Genomic DNA, 16358 nt, shown 5'->3' with positions numbered 1-16358 from the left:
CGCTCCAGTCGTGCACGACCGGTGTCGATGGAGGAGCACCCCCTTCCGGACGAGGAGCACCGATGGCCCGACAGCGCACGGACGCCGAGCAGCAGATCGCCGAGCTGCTGCGGACGGCGCGGAGGTCGCTGCACATGAGCGTGGCGTTCCTCAGCCGGATGGACGGCACCACGCAGACCCTCGAGGTGGTCGACACCCGGGTGCCGCTGCTCGTGCAGGAGAAGAACAAGCAGGTCCAGGAGACCTCGTTCTGCCAGGCCATCCTCGACGGCCGGCTCCCCGCGGTCATCGACGACGTCAAGCGCTACCCCGTGGCGATGGCCCTGCCCTCGGCCCGCATCCCGCGCATCCGCAGCTACGTGTCGACGCCGGTCACGCTCTCCGACGGCACCCTCTACGGCACCTTCTGCGCCTTCGGGTTCACCTCCGACAAGGAGCTGACCGGCCGCGACGAGGCACTCATGAAGGTCCTCGCCTCGGCCGCCTCGGTGATCATCGAGCCCGAGCTCCGCGAGCAGCAGCGCCGCGACGACATCGACGGCCGCCTCGACCCGCTGGTCGCCTCCGGTGGCCCGAGCGTCCTCCTGCAGCCGATCGTCGACCTGGCCACCGGCGTCCGGGTGGGCGCCGAGGCGCTCAGCCGCTTCCCGCGCGAGTGGGGCAAGGGGCCCGACGTCGTCTTCGAGGAGGCGCACAGCATCGGCCGCGGCCACGAGGTGGAGCTGCTGGCGCTGCGCGGCGCGGCCGCGCACCTGGACCGGGTCGGCGGGTACGTCGCGATGAACGTCTCCCCGCAGACCCTGCTGACGCCGGCCTTCTCCGCGCTGCTCACCGAGCTGCCGCTGGACCGCATCCTGCTCGAGCTCTCCGAGCACGACCCGGTCGAGGACTACGACGCGCTCACCACCACGCTGATGCCCTTCCGCGCGGCGGGGATGCGGCTGGCCATCGACGACGTCGGCGCCGGCTTCTCCTCGCTGCGGCACATCGTGGTGACCGACCCCGACGTCATCAAGATGGACCGCAGCATCGTCAGCGGCCTGCACGTGGACCCGGTGCTGTCCAAGCTCGTCGAGGCGCTGGTCGTCTTCGGGCACGGCTGTGGCGTGAAGGTCGTCGCCGAGGGCATCGAGACCGCCGACGAGGCGGCCCGCCTGCGCGACCTCGGCGTCGACCTCGGCCAGGGCTGGTACTTCGGCCGTCCCGGGCCGCCCGAGGCGCTCACCCCGGTGGCGCCGGCGCGCCCGGTGCCCCAGCCGCGACCGCAGCCCCAGCCCCAGCCCCAGCCCCAGCCCGCCTGACCCTCACACCCCGGCCGGCCGCCGGAGCAGGCAGACGACGTGGTCGGGCGGGTCGACGGGGTTGTCCGGCGTCAGCGGGCCCTCGGCGACCCGCGTGAACCCGGCCTTCTCCAGCGCCCGCCAGGACGCGACGTTGCCCGCCGCCACCGGCACCAGGACGGCGTCGGCCTCCGGGTACGCCGCCCAGCTCGCCGCCACGAGCGCGGCCAGCATCGCCGTCCCCGCGCCGCCGCCGCGCACGTCCGGCTCGCCGATCAGGTAGTCGATCGACAGCGCCCGCGGCGGGACGTCGACCACCGGCGCGAGCTCCTCGACGTACTCGGGGAAGTCGGCGATCCGGTAGCGCTGCACCAGCCCGAACGGCCGGCCGCCGGTGAGCGCCAGCAGCGCCTCGGCGGGGTCGGTGCCGTCGATGCACGGGCCGAAGTCGGCCTCCACCGCCTCCGGCGTGGTCTCGTGCGCCCACCACCGCGCCACCAGCGGCTCGGTGAGCCAGCGCCCCAGCAGCGGCAGGTCCGCGCGGGTCAGCGGTCGGAAGGTGACCGGCCCGTCGAGCACGCGGCCACGCTAGCCCTCCCGGAGCGGCAGAAATGGCCATCTCTGCCACCGAGAACCACCCGTTCGGGGGTACAGGCCCTCGGGTCGAGCCCGCCGGGTGTCGATGAGGAGGGGGACCGCAGTCCTCCCGAGGAGATCCAGCCGTGCACGCACCACGACGGACACCCCCGTCCGGGCTCCCCCAGCGCCGGGCCACCGTGTCGGTGACGTCCCCCGCGCTCGACGGCCTGGCCCGAGCCACGGTCGAGGCCACGGCCGCGCTCGTCCTCGTGTGCGACGGCGGCGGGCGGGTCCTGCTGGCCAACCCCGCGCTGCAGCGCTTCACCGGCCGCAGCCGCGAGGAGCTGGTCGGCGCGCCGTTCTGGGAGGTCGTGACCATCCCCGAGGAGGTCGAGCTCGCCCGCGCCGCTCTGGCGATGGTCCTGTCCGGCCGCCCGGCGATCCCCGGGGAGGTCGACTGGACCACCGGCGACGGCGACCGGCGGCGGATCGAGCTGCAGACCAGCGTCCTCACCCACGACGACGGCCGGCCCTACGCCGTCTCCTTCATCGGCATCGACGTCACCGCACACCGCGAGCGGGAGGCGCAGGTGCGCCGGCAGGCGGTCACCGACCCGCTCACCGGCCTGGCCAACCGCAGCGCCCTGTTCGCCGTCCTCGCCGCCCGCCTGCACGTGGAGACCGGCGACGGCTGCGGGCTGCTGTTCTGCGACCTCGACGGGTTCAAGGAGGTCAACGACCGGTACGGGCACGCCGCCGGCGACCGGCTGCTGGTGGCCGTCGCCGCCCGGCTGCGGGAGCTGGCCGGTCCCGACGACGTCGTGGCGCGCCTGGGCGGGGACGAGTTCGTGCTCGTCGCACGCGGGACCGACGCCGACGCCCTGGCCGCGCGGGCCCGGCGGCTCGAGGCGGCCATGGCCGCGCCGTTCGACGTCACCGGTGCCGGGGACGGGGCCGCGGTCCGGATCGGCGCGAGCACCGGCACGGCCCTCGGCGGACCCGGCGAGGACCCCGACACCGTGGTGAACCGCGCCGACATGGCCATGTACGGGGTGAAGAGCCTCCGCCGGGTCCGCCGGGGAGCGCCGTCCCCGTCCTGAGCCGGTTCGGGAACACCGCGGTCCGCTCGGGCGCTGTCCGCGGACATGCCGAAGACCTGGTTCATCACCGGCGCCTCCCGCGGCTTCGGCCGCGAGTGGGCGATCGCCGCCCTCGAGCGCGGGGACTCCGTCGCCGCCACCGCCCGCGACACCGCCGCCCTCGACGACCTCGTGCACCGCTTCGACGACGCCGTCCTGCCGCTGCGGCTCGACGTCACCGACCGCGCCGCCGGCACCGCCGCCGTGCAGCAGGCCGCCGAGCGGTTCGGCCGGCTCGACGTCGTCGTCAACAACGCCGGCTACGGCCAGTTCGGCATGATCGAGGAGATCTCCGAGGCCGAGGCCCGCGCGCAGTTCGAGACCAACCTGTTCGGCGCGCTGTGGATCACCCAGGCCGCGCTGCCCGTCATGCGGGCGCAGGGCTCGGGCCACGTCCTGCAGATCTCCTCGATCGGCGGCATCAGCGCCTTCCCGAACATCGGGATCTACAACGCCTCCAAGTGGGCGCTGGAGGGCTTCAGCCAGGCCCTCGCCCAGGAGGTCGCCGGCTTCGGCATCAAGGTCACCATCGTCGAGCCGGCCGGCTACTCCACCGACTGGAGCGGCGCCTCGGCCAAGCACGCGGCGGAGAACCCGGCCTACGACGAGTACCGGGTGCAGGCCGCCGAGCTGCGCGCCCGGCGCCAGGCCACCCCGGGCGACCCGGCGGCGACCCGCGGCGCGCTGCTGCAGCTCGTCGACGCCGAGGAGCCGCCGCTGCGGGTCTTCCTGGGCGACGGCCCGCTGGCGATCGCCACCGCCGACTACGAGTCCCGGCTGGCCACCTGGCGGGAGTGGGAGTCCTTCTCGGTGGCCGCGCACGGCCGGCGCGACTGACGCCCCGGCCGGGGGCGCCGCGCGTGTCCCCGGCCGGCCCTAGGGTGCCGACGTGCCCACCGCGTCCGCCCGCGACGTCCTCGCCGCCCGGGTCACCGCCCAACAGCTGGACCGGGGGTCCGGCACCGTGGCCGACACCGCCGTCCTCGACCTCGGGGTGCAGGACACCGGCCCCGACGGCGCGCTGTGGGCGCTGGCCGTCCGCGGGGTGGACGTCGGGGCGCTGGACGCCGGGGAGCTGGCGCTCGCCTGGACCCTCCGCGGCGCCCCGCACCTCTACCGACGCGCCGACCTGCCCGCCGTCGCCACCGCCACCGCGCCGTTCTCCGAGGCCGACGCCGCCAAACGGGTCTTCGACGCCGCGAGGCCGCTGAGGGCCGCCGGCATCCCCGTGCTCACCGCGCTGGACACGATCGCCGGGCGGATGCGGGAGATCGTGACCGAGCCGACGGTCAAGGGCGAGATGTCGCGGCGGCTGTCGGACGCGCTGAGGGTCGACGGCGAGCCCGGCCCGTACAACCGGTTCTGCGTCCCCTGCGACGCCGTCCACCTGTGGGAACAGCCGTTCCGGCTCTCGGCGCTGCGCGCGGGGCTCGAGCTGCAGCCGGGCACCTCCCCGCCGGTGCTGCAGCCGGTGCCGGGCCTCGCGCCGGCCGGCACCGTCCCCGGCCGGCTCGACGTCGTCCGCGCGTACCTGCACCTGCTCGGCCCGGCCACGCACCAGCACGTGGCCGGGTACCTCGACGCGCCGGTCACCGACGTGAAGGCGCACTGGCCCGAGGACGCCGTCGAGGTGACCGTCGACGGGCAGCGGCGCTGGCTGCTGGCCGACGACGTCGACCGCCTGGGCGCGGTGCCGTCCGGGGTCACCCGGCTGCTCGGCCCGTTCGACCTGTTCCTGCAGGGCCGCGACCGCGAGACGATCGCCGACCCCGCCCGCCGGAAGGAGCTGTGGCCGACGCTGGGCCGCCCGGGCGCGGTGCTGGCCGGCGGGGGGATCGCCGGGGTGTGGCGGCCGCGGAAGGCCGGGAAGGCACTGACGGTGACCGTCGAGCCGTGGGAGACCCTCTCCCCCGCCGTCCGCGCCGCGATCGGGAAGCAGGCCGAGCGGCTGGCCGCCTTCCGCGGCATCCGCCTCAAGGCCGTCGACGTCGCCTGACCGGCAGGGCGGCAGGAATGGCCATCTCTGCCGCCCGGGGTCAGGCGGCGAGCAGGTCCTCGGCGGAGTCGCCGGCGGCGACCAGCTCCGCGTAGCGGCCACCGCGGGCCACCAGCTCGGCGTGCGTGCCGGACTCGACCACCCGGCCGGCGTCGAGGACGACGATCCGGTCGGCGTGCCGCACGGTGGACAGCCGGTGGGCGATGGTGATGGTCGTCCGGCCGCGGCGGGCCTCGTCCAGCGCCGCCTGCACCGCCCGCTCGGTGGCGGTGTCCAGCGCGCTGGTCGCCTCGTCGAGCACCAGCACCCGCGGGTCGCGCAGCAACGTGCGGGCGATGGCCAGCCGCTGCTTCTCCCCGCCGGAGAACCGGTGACCCCGCGCGCCGACGACGGTGTCGTAGCCGTCGGGCAGCGCTGCGATCACCTCGTGCACCTGCGCCCGCCGGGCCGCGGCCTCGATCTCGGCGTCGGTGGCCTCGGGCCGGGCGTGCCGCAGGTTCTCCCGCACAGTGGCGTGCACCAGGTAGGTCTCCTGGGAGACGACGCCGACCACCTGCGCGAGCGTGGCCAGCCGCAGGTCGCGCAGGTCGACGCCGTCGATGGTCACGCGGCCGGCGGTGGGGTCGGCCAGGCGGGCGACCAGCGAGGCCATCGTCGACTTGCCCGACCCGGTCTCGCCCACCAGCGCCAGCGTCGTCCCGGCGGGGACCGTCACGTCGACGGCGGTCAGCGCGGGGCGGGCGCCGTCGGGGTAGGCGAAGTCGACGTGCTCCCAGCGGACCTCGCCGCGCACCGCGGCCGGGTCGAGCTCCACCGGGGACGCCGGGTCGTCGATCTCCACCGGCAGGTCGAGGTACTCGAAGACGCGGCTGAACAGCGCCATCGAACTGGTCACCGAGACGCCGACGTCGAGCAGGCCCATGAGCGGGCGGAACAGCGTGCCCTGCAGCGTGGTGAAGGCGACCAGCGTGCCGATCGTCATGCCGCCGGAGGTCGCCGGCAGCCCGGCGAACAGGTAGATCAGCGCGGGGATGCCGGCGAAGACGACGCTCATCGAGGCCATCCGCCAGCGCCCGGCCAGCTGCGAGCGGACCTCCAGGCCCACGAGGTCCTGCGAGGTCGCGGCGAACCGCCGGGACGCCGCCGGGCCCGCGCCCAGGGTCTTGCCGAGCAGCACGCCGCTGACACTGAGCCCCTCCTCGACCTGTCCGTGCAGGTCGGCGAGGTGCCGCTGCCGCTGCGCGGTGACCGCGCGGCGCATCCGGGCGACCCGGCGGGTCAGCGCGATCGCCGGCGGCAGCACGACCAGCGAGAGCAGCGACAGCCGCCAGGACAGCGCCACCATCGCCACCACGGTGCCGACGACGGTGGTGGCGTTGGACGCCAGCGACGTCGCCGTCGAGGTCACCACCGACTGCATGCCGCCGATGTCGTGGGTGAGCCGCGACTGCACCTCTCCCCCGCGGGTGCGGGTGAAGAAGCCGACCGACTGCCGCTGCAGGTGCGTGAACACCGCCGTCCGCAGGCCGTGCATGACGCGCTGGCCGACCGTCGTGGACAGCCAGGTCTGCAGCACGCCGAGGACGGCGGTCACCCCGGTGACGGCGACCATCCCGGCGACCGCCCAGACCAGCAGCTCGACGTCCTGCCGGGGCAGGGCCTCGTCGATCACCAGCCGGACGAGGAACGGCGTCGCCAGCGCGACGGTCGAGGAGGCGACGATGAGCGCCACCACGGTCGCGACCTGCCAGCGGTAGGGGCCGAACAGCGCCGTGACCCGGCGCAGGGAGACCGGCGCGCGCTCCAGCTGCGCCCGGTCGGCGGGGTCGACGGTCCGCCCGGACCCGCCCCTCCCCCGGTTCGTGTCCATCTCCGCGATGGCGACCACCTCCTGACAGTTGCTGAGGCTACCTCACGTTCCGGTAACCACACCATCGCCGCTACCATTCCCCCGTGGCGGACGACGACGGCGCGGAGATCGCCGAGCTGGTCATGCGGGTCGCCCGCACCCAGCGCCGGCGGTGGGGCGACGTCCTCGCGCCGTGGGCGCTCTCGCCGCACCAGGCCCGCGCGCTGCGGGTCGTGGTCGCCCGCGAGGGCGCGCGGCTGTCCGACCTCGCCGAGGCGCTGCACATCGCGCCCCGCTCGGCGACCGAGGTGACCGACGCGCTGCAGGAGCGCGGCCTGGTCGAGCGCAGTCCCGACCCGACCGACCGGCGGGCGGTGCTGCTGCGGGCGACGGAGGAGGGACGGCGGGTGCAGGCCGAGGTCGACGCCGCCCGCCGCGCCGACACCCGTGACCTGTTCGCCCGCCTGCCGGCCGCCGACCGCGCCGAGCTCGCCCGCCTGCTGCGCGCCCTGCTCGACTGACGCGTCCACCGGACGACGGACCCCACGGGGCGGGCCGCGGTGCCACGATGCTGCGCATGAACGAGCCGGTGCGCACCGAGGAGCTCCGCGTCTCCGACGTCGAGCGGAGGGTCGTCCAGGACCGGCTGCACCGCGCGGTGGGCGCCGGCCAGCTCGACCTGCACGAGTTCGACGAGCGCGTGCAGGCGGTCTGGGCCGCGCGGACCCGCGGCGAGCTCGACCACGTCACCCGCGACCTGCCCGAGCCGCCGGCGGCACCGCCCCCGCCGCGGCGGGCGCCGCGGCACCGCGTCTTCTCCGACACCGGCGGCGGGACGGCGATGCGGGTCCTCACCACCGTGTGGGCCTCGATCGTCGCGGTGAACGTCGTCGTCTGGCTGCTGGTCTCGCTGGGCAACGGCGGCCCGGTGTACCCGTGGTTCATCTGGCTGGCGCCCTCCGGTGCCGTCCTCGCCGTCCTGTACGGCACCGGGATCGGCCGGCCCCGCTAGTCCTGCGGGCGCCCGGGCCTGCGGTGCCGGCGGGTCTTGGCCCCGTACATCGCCCGGTCGGCGCGGGTGATCACCTCGTCCGGCGACTCCCCGGGCCGGCCGACGGCGCTGCCGATGCTCACGCCGACCGCCACCGGCCCGGCCGCGGTGGGCACCGGCGCGCCGACCCGCGCGCGCGCCGCGGCGGCGAGCGCGGTGAGCGCGGGCTCGTCGCAGCCGGGGCACAGGACGACGAACTCGTCGCCGCCGAGACGGGCGACGAGGTGGCCGGGGGCGGCCATCGCGCGCAGCCGGGCGGCCACCTCGACCAGCACGGCGTCACCGACGGCGTGCCCGTGCACGTCGTTGACGCCCTTGAAGCCGTCGAGGTCGCAGAAGAGCACCCCGCAGACGCAGTCGGCCCCCGCGTCGAGGTGGCGGGCCAGCTCCTCGAAGAACGTGCCGCGGTTGGGGATCCCGGTGAGCCGGTCGGTGCGCGCCCGCTCCGACAGCTGCGCCTCGCGCTGCCGCTGGTCGGTGACGTCGATGCCGACGGTGGCGACGGCGTAGGCCCGCCCGTCGGGCCCGGTGAGCACGTTGTTCTGCATCGAGATCAGGCGCCGGCCGCCGTCAGCGGTCAGCCAGTCGCCCTCCTGCGGGTGGGCCCGGCCGGTCGCGACCGCGCGGGTGACGGCGTCCACGGCCAGCTCCCGGTGCTCCGGGACGACGTAGACGTCGACGAAGCAGCGCCCGAGGAGCTGGTCGGCCGTGCGCCCGGTGAACCGCTGCAGGGCGGGGTTGGCCAGCAGGATGCGGCCGTCCCCGTCCACGACGCAGACGAGGGCGTCGGTGCCCTCGAGGAACTCGAGCGCGAGCCGGCCGTCCACCTAGCCCAGCGCGGCGTAGAGGGCGCGGACGTAGGCCTCGCTGCGGTCGGAGCCGACGATGCCCGGGGCCATGCGGTTCATCGTGTAGGTGAACGTCACCCGGCGGTCGAGGTCCATCAGCACCAGCGAGCCGCCCCAGCCGCCCCAGAAGCAGATCCTCCCGTCGGGCAGGTAGGGCAGGGCCGCCGAGCCGAGCGCGAAGCCGATGCCGAACCGGACGGGCACGCCGAGCACCAGGTCGACGCCGTCGGACTGCTGGTCGAAGACCAGGTCGATCGTCTTCTCCCCCAGCAGCCGGACGCCGCCGGTGACGCCGCCCAGGGACACCGCCCGCATCACCTGCAGGACGCCGCGGGCGTTGGAGTGCCCGTTGAGCGCGCCCATGTCCGCGCGGCGCCACGCCGGCGTGTTCGCGGCGGCGGCGTCGGCGACCGGTCCGGTGAACGTGCGCACCATCGGGCTGGCCGGGTCGAGGGCGGCGAGGTCGATCGGCAGCGGCGGCGGGGGGACGACGGGCGCGATGCGCGGCCAGTCCTCCTCGCGGGCGCCCACCTGGAAGTCCGCCCCGGCCGGGCCGGCGAGCTCCTCGGCCACGAACTGCCGGAACGGCTTCCCGCTCACCCGCCGGACCACCTCGCCGACGAGGTGCCCCTGGTCGTTGGCGTGGTAGCCCGACGCCGTTCCGGGCTCCCACCAGGGCGCCTGGGCCGCCAGCCGCGCCGTCGCGGTGTCCCAGTCGTACATGTCGGCGAGCGTGAACGGCTGCTCCCACCCGGAGACGCCGGAGGTGTGCGCGAGCAGGTGCCGGACGAGCACGCCCTCCTTGCCGTTGGCCGCGAACTCCGGCCAGTACTCGGCGACGGGGGCGTGCACGTCGAGCAGACCGCGGTCGTGGCAGACGAGGGCGGCCAGCCCGAGCACCGTCTTCGTCGTCGACCAGACGTTGACGATCGTGTCCCGCGTCCACGGCGTCGTCCGGGCCTCGTCCCGCCAGCCGCCCCAGACGTCGACGACCACCTCGCCGTCGACGTCGACCGCGATCGACGCGCCGAGCTCGTCCCTGTCCAGCTGCTCGGCCAGCGCCTCCCGGACACCGGTGAAGCGCTCGTCGCAGCTGCCCTCGACCTCGGCCACGTGGGTTCCTCTCGTACGGTCCGCCCCCACAGACGATGAGATCACGGTCACACGGGGCGCGTCACCCGTTCCGGCACGGCTCCGGCTCGTTGGTCCGGGCCGCGCGGCTCACCGGAGGACCCACAGGCCCTCGGCGCGGCCCTCGCAGGAGCCGACGGCGACGGCGCCGGCCGCGGTGAGCCGGAGGTGGTCGAACGCGGCGTCCTCGGGGCACAACGGGCCGGTCTCCGCGACCTCCCCGGTGGCCAGGTCGACCGTCAGCAGGACCGGGACCAGGACGTCCTGCGCGCCGAGGAGGTGGGCCTGGCCGGCGTCCTCGTCCACGACCAGGGCGTCGCGCGGCGGCGCCCCGCCGGTCTCGGCGAGCACGGTGGGCGCCGGGTCGCCCGGCGTGAGCGCGAGCAGCCGCGTGGTGTTGCTGTGCTCCTCCTGGACGGCGACCAGCAGCGTGCCGTCGGGACGCAGGTGCGAGTCGACGACGACCGCGCTCACCTCCGCCAGCGGCACCCGCGGCCCGGCCGGCTCCCCGGCGGCCGTGGCGTACTGCGCCCAGGGCAGCCGCCAGTCGTAACCGGGCGAGTCCCCCGGCGGCGCCTCCCGGGTGTCGGCGCCGAACAGCACGCGCGCGGTGCCGTCCGGTGCGGGCGTGCCGGGCAGGTCCGCGCCGGGTGGGTCCTCGGCCAGCACCTCCCCGGTGTCGGCGTCCAGGACGACGTCGGCGTCCGCGCCGTCGCCCTCGCTGAGCCGGGCCACGCAGGTCCCCTCGGCGTCGCACGCCAGCTCGGTCCAGGTCAGCAGCGCGCCGCCCGCGAACGGCCACTCCCAGGCCAGCGGCACGCGGGTCACCTCCCCGCTCCCGGGGTCGAACCGCAGCAGGACCAGCTCCGGCAGGCCCCGGTCGACCCCGCTGTCGTCGGCGACCTGGGCCAGCAGGAGGGCGTCGCCGTCGGGGGCCTGCGCCAGGCCGGCGGTGAGCGGCGAGGTGGTCCGCGGCCAGTGCTCCCCCTCGGTGAACACCACCGGCTCGCCCAGCCCGTCGGCCGTCACCGGGTGGGCGAGCAGCACGTCGGGCGGGCGGGGCAGGTCGTCGCGCTCGACGTCGAACGGGCGGTCGCCCAGCACGTACACGACCGCGTCGTCGCCGGTGACGTGCGCGGCCCCGAACTCCCCGTCGACGACGTCCCGGAACAGCGCGCGGTCGGCGAGCCCGGCGTAGGGGCCGGGCGGCACCGGCCCGCCGGCGTCGTCGGGCCAGCCGGTCCCGCAGGCGGAGAGCAGGAGGACGGCGGCGGTCGTCAGGACGGCGGCTCGGCGGCTGGTCACGGGGCCGACCGTCGTCCGCGGGGCTCGCAGGCGGCTTGCGCCCGGCTTGCGTCCGGCGCGGCTCTTCCCGCCGGGATTCCTCAGCACTAAGGTATCGGGGCATGGCAGCGGCGCGCCGGGTGCGGATCGGGATCGACACCGGGGGCACGTTCACCGACGTCGTCGCCGTCGACGAGGAGACCGGGCGGACGACGACCACCAAGACGCCGTCCACCCCGGCCGACCCCGCCGAGGGCTTCCTGGCCGGCGTCCGCAAGGTCCTCGACCTCATGGACCTCGACGGCAGCGCGGTGACGGCGGTCAGCCACGGCACGACGGTGGCCACCAACCAGCTGCTCGAGGGGAAGCTCGACCGGATCGGCTTCATCACCACCGAGGGCTACGAGTCGGTGCTGGAGATCGCCCGGCAGTCGGTGCCCGACGGCTACGGCAACAGCTACTTCTGGGTCAAGCCGCCGCGGATCGTCCCCGCCGACCTGGTGCGCACCGTCCGCGGCCGGCTCGACCCCGCCGGCGCCGAGGTGCGCCCCTTCGACCGCGACGACGCCGTCGCCACGGCCCGCTTCTTCCACGACGCCGGCATCACGACCGTCGGCGTCTGCTTCCTGCACGCCTACGCCGACGACACCCACGAGCGGGCGATGCTCGAGGTGCTGCGCGAGGAGCACCCCGGCGCGGTCGTGTCGATCAGCTCGCAGGTGCTGCGCGAGTACCGCGAGTACGAGCGGTCGGTCACCACGCTGGTCGACGCCGCCGTCAAGCCGCGGGTGGGCGCCTACGTCACCAACATCCGCACCCGCCTCGACGAGATCGCCCCGGGCGTGCCCTTCTACGTGATGAAGAGCAACGGCGGCGTGCTGTCGGCGGCCGAGGTGGTGCACCAGCCGATCACCACGATGCTGTCCGGCCCGGCGGCCGGGGCGCTGGGCGCGGCGCTCATCGCCGGGGCGGCGGGCTTCGACCGGGTCCTGACCTGCGACGGCGGCGGCACCTCCACCGACGTCACGGTCGTCGTCGACGGCGAGCCGACGCTCACCACCGAGGGCTCGGTCGGCGAGTACCCGTCGAAGATCCCGATGATCGACGTCGTCACCGTGGGCGCCGGGGGCGGCTCGATCGCCTGGCTCTCCCCCGAGGGGACGCTCAAGGTCGGGCCGCGCTCGGCCGGCGCCGACCCGGGACCGATGTGCTACCCCTCCGGCGGCACCGAGCCCACGGTCACCGACGCGCACGTCGTCCTCGGCCGGATCCCCCCGCACCTGCTCGGCGGGGAGATCGCCCTGTCGGTGGACGCCGCCCGCAAGGGGCTGTCCGCCCTCGGCGAGCGGCTCGGGCTGTCGCTGGAGCGCACCGCGCTGGGGATCCTGGAGATCTCGGCGTGGAACCAGGCCAACGCGCTGCGCCAGGTCACCGTGGCGCGCGGCCTCGACGTCCGCGACTTCACGCTCACCACCTTCGGTGGGTCCGGCTCGCTGCTGGCCTGCCGGCTCATGGACGTCCTCGGCCTCCCGCGCACGCTGGTGCCGCCGAACCCGGGCAACGTCAGCGCGTTCGGCCTGCTCACCGTCGACGTCCGCAACGACCACGTGCAGACGGCGATCAGCCGGCACACCGACCTCGACCTGGACCGGGTCGGCGCCCTCTTCGCCGCCCTGGAGGCCGACGCCGCGGCGGCGCTGGACGGCGAGGGCTTCCCCCGCGACGAGCAGCGGACGGTGCGCACGGCGGACCTGCGCTACGTCGGGCAGGCCTTCGAGGTGCGCGTGCCCGTGCCCGACGGCGACCTCGACGCCGACGCCGCCGACCGGGTGGCGCAGGCCTTCCACGCCGCGCACCGCCAGCTGTACGGCTACGACTTCGCCGCCGACCCGCGGCAGGCGGTGGAGTGGGTGAACCTGCGGGTGAGCGGCATCGGCCCGATCCGCCGCCCCGACCTGGTGGAGCTCCCGCCGGGCGACGGCGGCGCGGAGCGGGCCGTCACCGGCTCGCGGCCGGTGCTCTTCGGCGACGACGGGGCCGAGGAGTGGGCCGACACCCCGACCTACGACCGCACCCGGCTGGCCCCGGGCGACGTCGTCGCGGGCCCCGCGGTGGTCGAGGAGTTCGGCTCGACCGTGCCGGTGCACCCCGGCTTCACGGCCACCGTCGACCGGTTCGGCAACCTGCTGCTCGAGAGGGAGTCCGCGCGATGAGCCTGACCGACGGGGTCGCCGCCGACCCGGTGCTCGTGGAGATCGTCGCCGGCACGCTGGCCGCCATCGAGAAGGAGGTCGAGACCTCCATCGGGCGCACCTCGCGCTCGCCCATGATCCGCGACGCGCACGACTTCCGCGCCGGCATCCACGACCGGCAGCTGCGCAAGCTCACCGGCCGCTCGTACTCGGCGCTGGTGCACCCGGTGGTCCGCGACCACCCGATCGAGACCATGCACCCGGGCGACGTCTTCTTCCACAACGACGTCTACCTGTCCGAGGGCGGGATCGGGCACCTGCCCGACCTGTGCGTGACCGTGCCGGTCTTCGCGCACGTCGACGGCGGGGAGCGCGTCGTCGCGTTCGTCCAGGCCTTCGGCCACCACGACGACATCGGCGGCGCCGTCCCCGGGTCCATGCCGAGCGCGGCCACCAGCGTGTACGAGGAGGGCCTGATGGTCCCCCCGATCAAGCTGTGGGACCGGGGCGTGCCCAACCAGGCCGCGCTGGCGATCATGACCCGCAACTCGCGGATGCCCGACTCGCTGGCCGCCGACCTCGACGCCGAGTGCTCCGCGTGCCTGGCCGGCGCACGCCGCCTCGGCGAGCTGTTCGACCGGTACGGGGTGGCCGCCGTCGAGGCCTGCTTCGACGCGATCCTGGCCAACTCCACCGAGGTCTACCGGCGGGAGATCCTGTCGCAGATCCCCGACGGGACCTACGTCTGGGAGGACTACGCCGAGCACGACGGCGTCGAGGCGCCGAAGCTGCACCGCCAGCGGATCACGCTGACCATGGACTCCACCCGCGAGACGCCGCTGGTCATCGACTTCACCGGCACCGGCCCGCAGGCCAAGGGCCCGATCAACCACTGCGGCGACTACGCCGACGGCAACTTCCTCAAGAAGTGGCTCGCGCCGATCCTGCGCAACCTCGCCGAGACACCGGAGCGGATGGCCGAGCTCGACGTCAACGAGGGCGTCGTGCCGCTGATCGAGATGCGCTTCCCGGAGAAGGGCACGCTGCTCACGCCGGTCTTCCCGGCGCCGACCAACGCGCGCACCTTCGTCATCCTGCGGCTGCTCGGCGTGCTCGCCGGCGTGCTGGCCAAGGCCACCGGCGGCCGGATGCCGGCCGACCAGGAGACGATCCGCTACACCGGCGTCTACGGCACCGACCTCGACGGCCAGCCGTACCTCATGCGCGAGGTGCTCGGCGGCGGCTCGGGCGGGCGCTGGTACGCCGACGGCGAGGACACCATCCACGTCGTCCCGGACTCGCGGAACCTGCCGACGGAGTTCACCGAGTCGCGGTTCCCGCTGCGGGTTGAGCGCCTCGGCCTGGCGCTCGACTCCGGCGGCCCCGGGCGCTACCGCGGCGGCTGCGGCTACGAGAAGCACATCCGGGTGCTGCGCGACGCGCACTTCATGTCGATCGCCGACCGCTCGATCCTGTCCTGCTGGGGCGTCAACGGCGGCCGCGCCGGGCGGCCGTTCCAGGTGACCGTGGACCCGGGCGGCCCCGACGAGCGCGACGTCGACGCGCTGGCCGACGCCGAGCCGCTGCCGGCCGGCACGGTGGTCCGCATCCGCACCACCGGCGGCGGCGGGTGGGGCGACCCGCTCGAGCGGCCGGTGGAGGAGGTCCTGCGCGACGTCGCGTGGCGCAAGGTGTCGGTGGCCGGCGCGCGGGCGGACTACGGCGTCGTGGTGCTCGACGACGGCACGGCCGACCTCGAGGCGACCACCGCCCTGCGGGAGGAGCTGCGCGCCGCCCGCACCGGTGACGAGCCGTTCTTCGACCGCGGCCCGGGCTACGCGCTGCTGTCCGGCGGCGCGACGTCCAACGAGTTCGACGTCCTCTGAGCGCAGTCGTGCTCTGCCCCCGATCGGGGGCAGAGCACGAGCGTGCGTCAGGTGCCGAGGTCGGTGCTGTGCGGGCGGGGCTTGGCCTCCTCGCCGGTCTCGCCCTCGTCCCCCTCGGTGGAGTCGTCCTCCTCCACCCCCTCGGGGAGGAACGGCGTCTCGCGCAGGACGTTCTCCCGGGCCTGGTCGCGGTCCGTGCCGGGAACCTCGGACATGGGTCCTCCTCGAGATCGGGTGCGGCTGTCCTACCCGGTCACCGGTCGGGCAGCCGCGGGTTCGCCACCGGTGAACGTACGGCGCGGAGCACCTCGGCGGTGTGCTCGTCGGCGGGGAGGAACGCCTCCACGGACAGCTCCGCGGCGGTGAGGTCGACGGCGGTGCCGAAGGTGGTCACCGTGCTCAGGAAGGACAGCACCCCGTCGTCGGTGCGCAGCCGCAGCGGGACGGCGATGCCGTCGGGCGTCGAGCGGTCGGTGCCGCCGGGCAGCGCGGTGAGCTCCCGGTGCAGCGCGGCCAGCCCGGGGTCGCCGGTCAGGTGCGCCTCGCGGCCGAGCCGGTGCAGCAGGTGCGCCCGCCACTGCGGCAGGTTGCCGATCCGCGGCGCGAGCCCGTCGGGGTGCAGGCTCAGCCGCAGCACGTTGGCCGGCGGCTCCAGCAGGTGCGGAGCGACGCCGTCGAGGAACAGCGCCACGCTGGCGTTCGCCGTCACCAGCTCCCACGACCGGTCCACGACGACGGCCGGGTACGGCTCGTGGGCGCTGAGCACCAGGTCCAGGGCGCGGGTGACGGCGGCCATGTCGGGTGAGTCGAGGGCGCGGCGGCCGTAGGCGGGCGCGAAGCCGGCGGCCAGCAGCAGCTCGTTGCGCTCGCGCAGCGGCACCTCGAGCCGCTCGGCCAGCCGCAGCAGCATGTCCCGGCTGGGCCGCGCGCGGCCGGTCTCGAGGAAGCTCAGGTGCCGCGCCGACACCTCGGCGTCGTTGGCGAGGTCGAGCTGGGAGAGCCGGCGGCGCTGCCGCCAGCCGCGCAGCAGCTCCCCGACCGGCGGGCGCGTCAGGGTGGTCACGGCGGCGACGCTAGTGACGACGGCGTCCGGCGTCGCCTACCTGCGAGGTAATCGACCCGC

Annotated in this window: 15 protein-coding genes; 8 read left to right on the top strand and 7 right to left on the bottom strand. The window is 75.3% G+C overall.

The window, feature by feature from the left end; genetic code table 11:
• Window positions 1-62 precede the first annotated feature (62 nt).
• On the top strand, window positions 63-1301 hold the full coding sequence (locus FN207_RS04755) for a sensor domain-containing phosphodiesterase (RefSeq protein ID WP_142457118.1): 1239 nt from the start codon (window positions 63-65) through the stop codon (window positions 1299-1301).
• Window positions 1302-1304: 3 nt separating this feature from the next.
• Here the strand turns inward: FN207_RS04755 and FN207_RS04750 are convergent, their stop codons facing one another.
• On the bottom strand, window positions 1305-1859 hold the full coding sequence (locus tag FN207_RS04750) for a GNAT family N-acetyltransferase (protein ID WP_142457117.1): 555 nt from the start codon (window positions 1857-1859) through the stop codon (window positions 1305-1307).
• 203 nt (window positions 1860-2062) lie between these two features.
• Between FN207_RS04750 and FN207_RS04745 the strand changes: the two genes are divergently transcribed.
• The 3 genes from FN207_RS04745 to FN207_RS04735 are packed head-to-tail and all read left to right on the top strand — an operon-like array spanning window position 2063 to window position 4994.
• Window positions 2063-2959 (top strand): diguanylate cyclase domain-containing protein, encoded by an 897-nt coding sequence (locus tag FN207_RS04745; protein ID WP_246065761.1) that lies wholly within the window; start codon window positions 2063-2065, stop codon window positions 2957-2959.
• A 45-nt stretch (window positions 2960-3004) separates the two neighbouring features.
• Window positions 3005-3835, top strand: a complete 831-nt coding sequence (locus FN207_RS04740) for an SDR family oxidoreductase (RefSeq protein WP_142457116.1) — start codon at window positions 3005-3007, stop codon at window positions 3833-3835.
• Window positions 3836-3887: 52 nt separating this feature from the next.
• Window positions 3888-4994 (top strand): winged helix DNA-binding domain-containing protein, encoded by a 1107-nt coding sequence (locus FN207_RS04735; protein WP_142457115.1) that lies wholly within the window; start codon window positions 3888-3890, stop codon window positions 4992-4994.
• A gap of 40 nt (window positions 4995-5034) precedes the next feature.
• Here FN207_RS04735 and FN207_RS04730 read toward each other — a convergent pair whose 3' ends face one another.
• Complete coding sequence (locus FN207_RS04730; protein WP_281282126.1) at window positions 5035-6882, bottom strand: ABC transporter ATP-binding protein; 1848 nt, start codon at window positions 6880-6882, stop codon at window positions 5035-5037.
• Between the two features lie 65 nt (window positions 6883-6947).
• Between FN207_RS04730 and FN207_RS04725 the strand changes: the two genes are divergently transcribed.
• Together FN207_RS04725 and FN207_RS04720 are read left to right on the top strand one after the other, a co-directional pair.
• Window positions 6948-7364: a MarR family winged helix-turn-helix transcriptional regulator gene (locus FN207_RS04725; RefSeq protein WP_246065760.1), complete on the top strand. Its 417-nt coding sequence runs from the start codon at window positions 6948-6950 to the stop codon at window positions 7362-7364.
• A gap of 56 nt (window positions 7365-7420) precedes the next feature.
• Entirely contained in the window at window positions 7421-7855 is a 435-nt protein-coding gene (locus FN207_RS04720; RefSeq protein ID WP_221888026.1) for a DUF1707 SHOCT-like domain-containing protein, read from the top strand.
• Here FN207_RS04720 and FN207_RS04715 read toward each other — a convergent pair.
• From FN207_RS04715 to FN207_RS04705, 3 genes are all read right to left on the bottom strand, one after another.
• On the bottom strand, window positions 7852-8721 hold the full coding sequence (locus FN207_RS04715) for a GGDEF domain-containing protein (protein ID WP_142457113.1): 870 nt from the start codon (window positions 8719-8721) through the stop codon (window positions 7852-7854). The two genes, FN207_RS04720 and FN207_RS04715, sit on opposite strands and share 4 nt — an antisense overlap.
• A complete protein-coding gene (locus tag FN207_RS04710; RefSeq protein WP_142457112.1) occupies window positions 8722-9855 on the bottom strand; it encodes a serine hydrolase domain-containing protein in 1134 nt (377 codons plus the stop codon).
• A 108-nt stretch (window positions 9856-9963) separates the two neighbouring features.
• Entirely contained in the window at window positions 9964-11178 is a 1215-nt protein-coding gene (locus FN207_RS04705; protein ID WP_142457111.1) for a hypothetical protein, read from the bottom strand.
• 101 nt (window positions 11179-11279) lie between these two features.
• On the opposite strand from FN207_RS04705, the gene FN207_RS04700 reads away from it, so the two are divergent.
• Window positions 11280-13370: a hydantoinase/oxoprolinase family protein gene (locus FN207_RS04700; protein ID WP_142457110.1), complete on the top strand. Its 2091-nt coding sequence runs from the start codon at window positions 11280-11282 to the stop codon at window positions 13368-13370.
• Window positions 13367-15235: a hydantoinase B/oxoprolinase family protein gene (locus FN207_RS04695; RefSeq protein WP_142457109.1), complete on the top strand. Its 1869-nt coding sequence runs from the start codon at window positions 13367-13369 to the stop codon at window positions 15233-15235. The genes FN207_RS04700 and FN207_RS04695 overlap by 4 nt, the downstream gene beginning before the upstream one ends.
• A gap of 47 nt (window positions 15236-15282) precedes the next feature.
• Here the strand turns inward: FN207_RS04695 and FN207_RS26150 are convergent, their stop codons facing one another.
• Together FN207_RS26150 and FN207_RS04690 are read right to left on the bottom strand one after the other, a co-directional pair.
• Window positions 15283-15450 (bottom strand): hypothetical protein, encoded by a 168-nt coding sequence (locus FN207_RS26150; protein WP_185938158.1) that lies wholly within the window; start codon window positions 15448-15450, stop codon window positions 15283-15285.
• Window positions 15451-15488: 38 nt separating this feature from the next.
• Complete coding sequence (locus tag FN207_RS04690) at window positions 15489-16298, bottom strand: helix-turn-helix domain-containing protein (protein WP_142457108.1); 810 nt, start codon at window positions 16296-16298, stop codon at window positions 15489-15491.
• Window positions 16299-16358: the final 60 nt, after the last annotated feature.

Source organism: Geodermatophilus aquaeductus (assembly GCF_900182545.1).
In the GTDB taxonomy this organism is placed as follows: domain Bacteria; phylum Actinomycetota; class Actinomycetes; order Mycobacteriales; family Geodermatophilaceae; genus Geodermatophilus; species Geodermatophilus aquaeductus.
The sequence above is the reverse complement of the archived record's forward strand: the minus strand, read 5'-3'. Positions and strand labels throughout refer to the sequence as shown.

Coding starts and splice junctions, on each gene's coding strand:
- FN207_RS04755 (WP_142457118.1), top strand. CDS start 63: ATGGCCCGACAGCGCACGGACGCCGAGCAGCAGATCGCCGAGCTGCTG.
- FN207_RS04740 (WP_142457116.1), top strand. CDS start 3,005: ATGCCGAAGACCTGGTTCATCACCGGCGCCTCCCGCGGCTTCGGCCGC.
- FN207_RS04720 (WP_221888026.1), top strand. CDS start 7,421: ATGAACGAGCCGGTGCGCACCGAGGAGCTCCGCGTCTCCGACGTCGAG.
- FN207_RS04700 (WP_142457110.1), top strand. CDS start 11,280: ATGGCAGCGGCGCGCCGGGTGCGGATCGGGATCGACACCGGGGGCACG.
- FN207_RS04695 (WP_142457109.1), top strand. CDS start 13,367: ATGAGCCTGACCGACGGGGTCGCCGCCGACCCGGTGCTCGTGGAGATC.
- FN207_RS26150 (WP_185938158.1), bottom strand. CDS start 15,450: ATGTCCGAGGTTCCCGGCACGGACCGCGACCAGGCCCGGGAGAACGTC.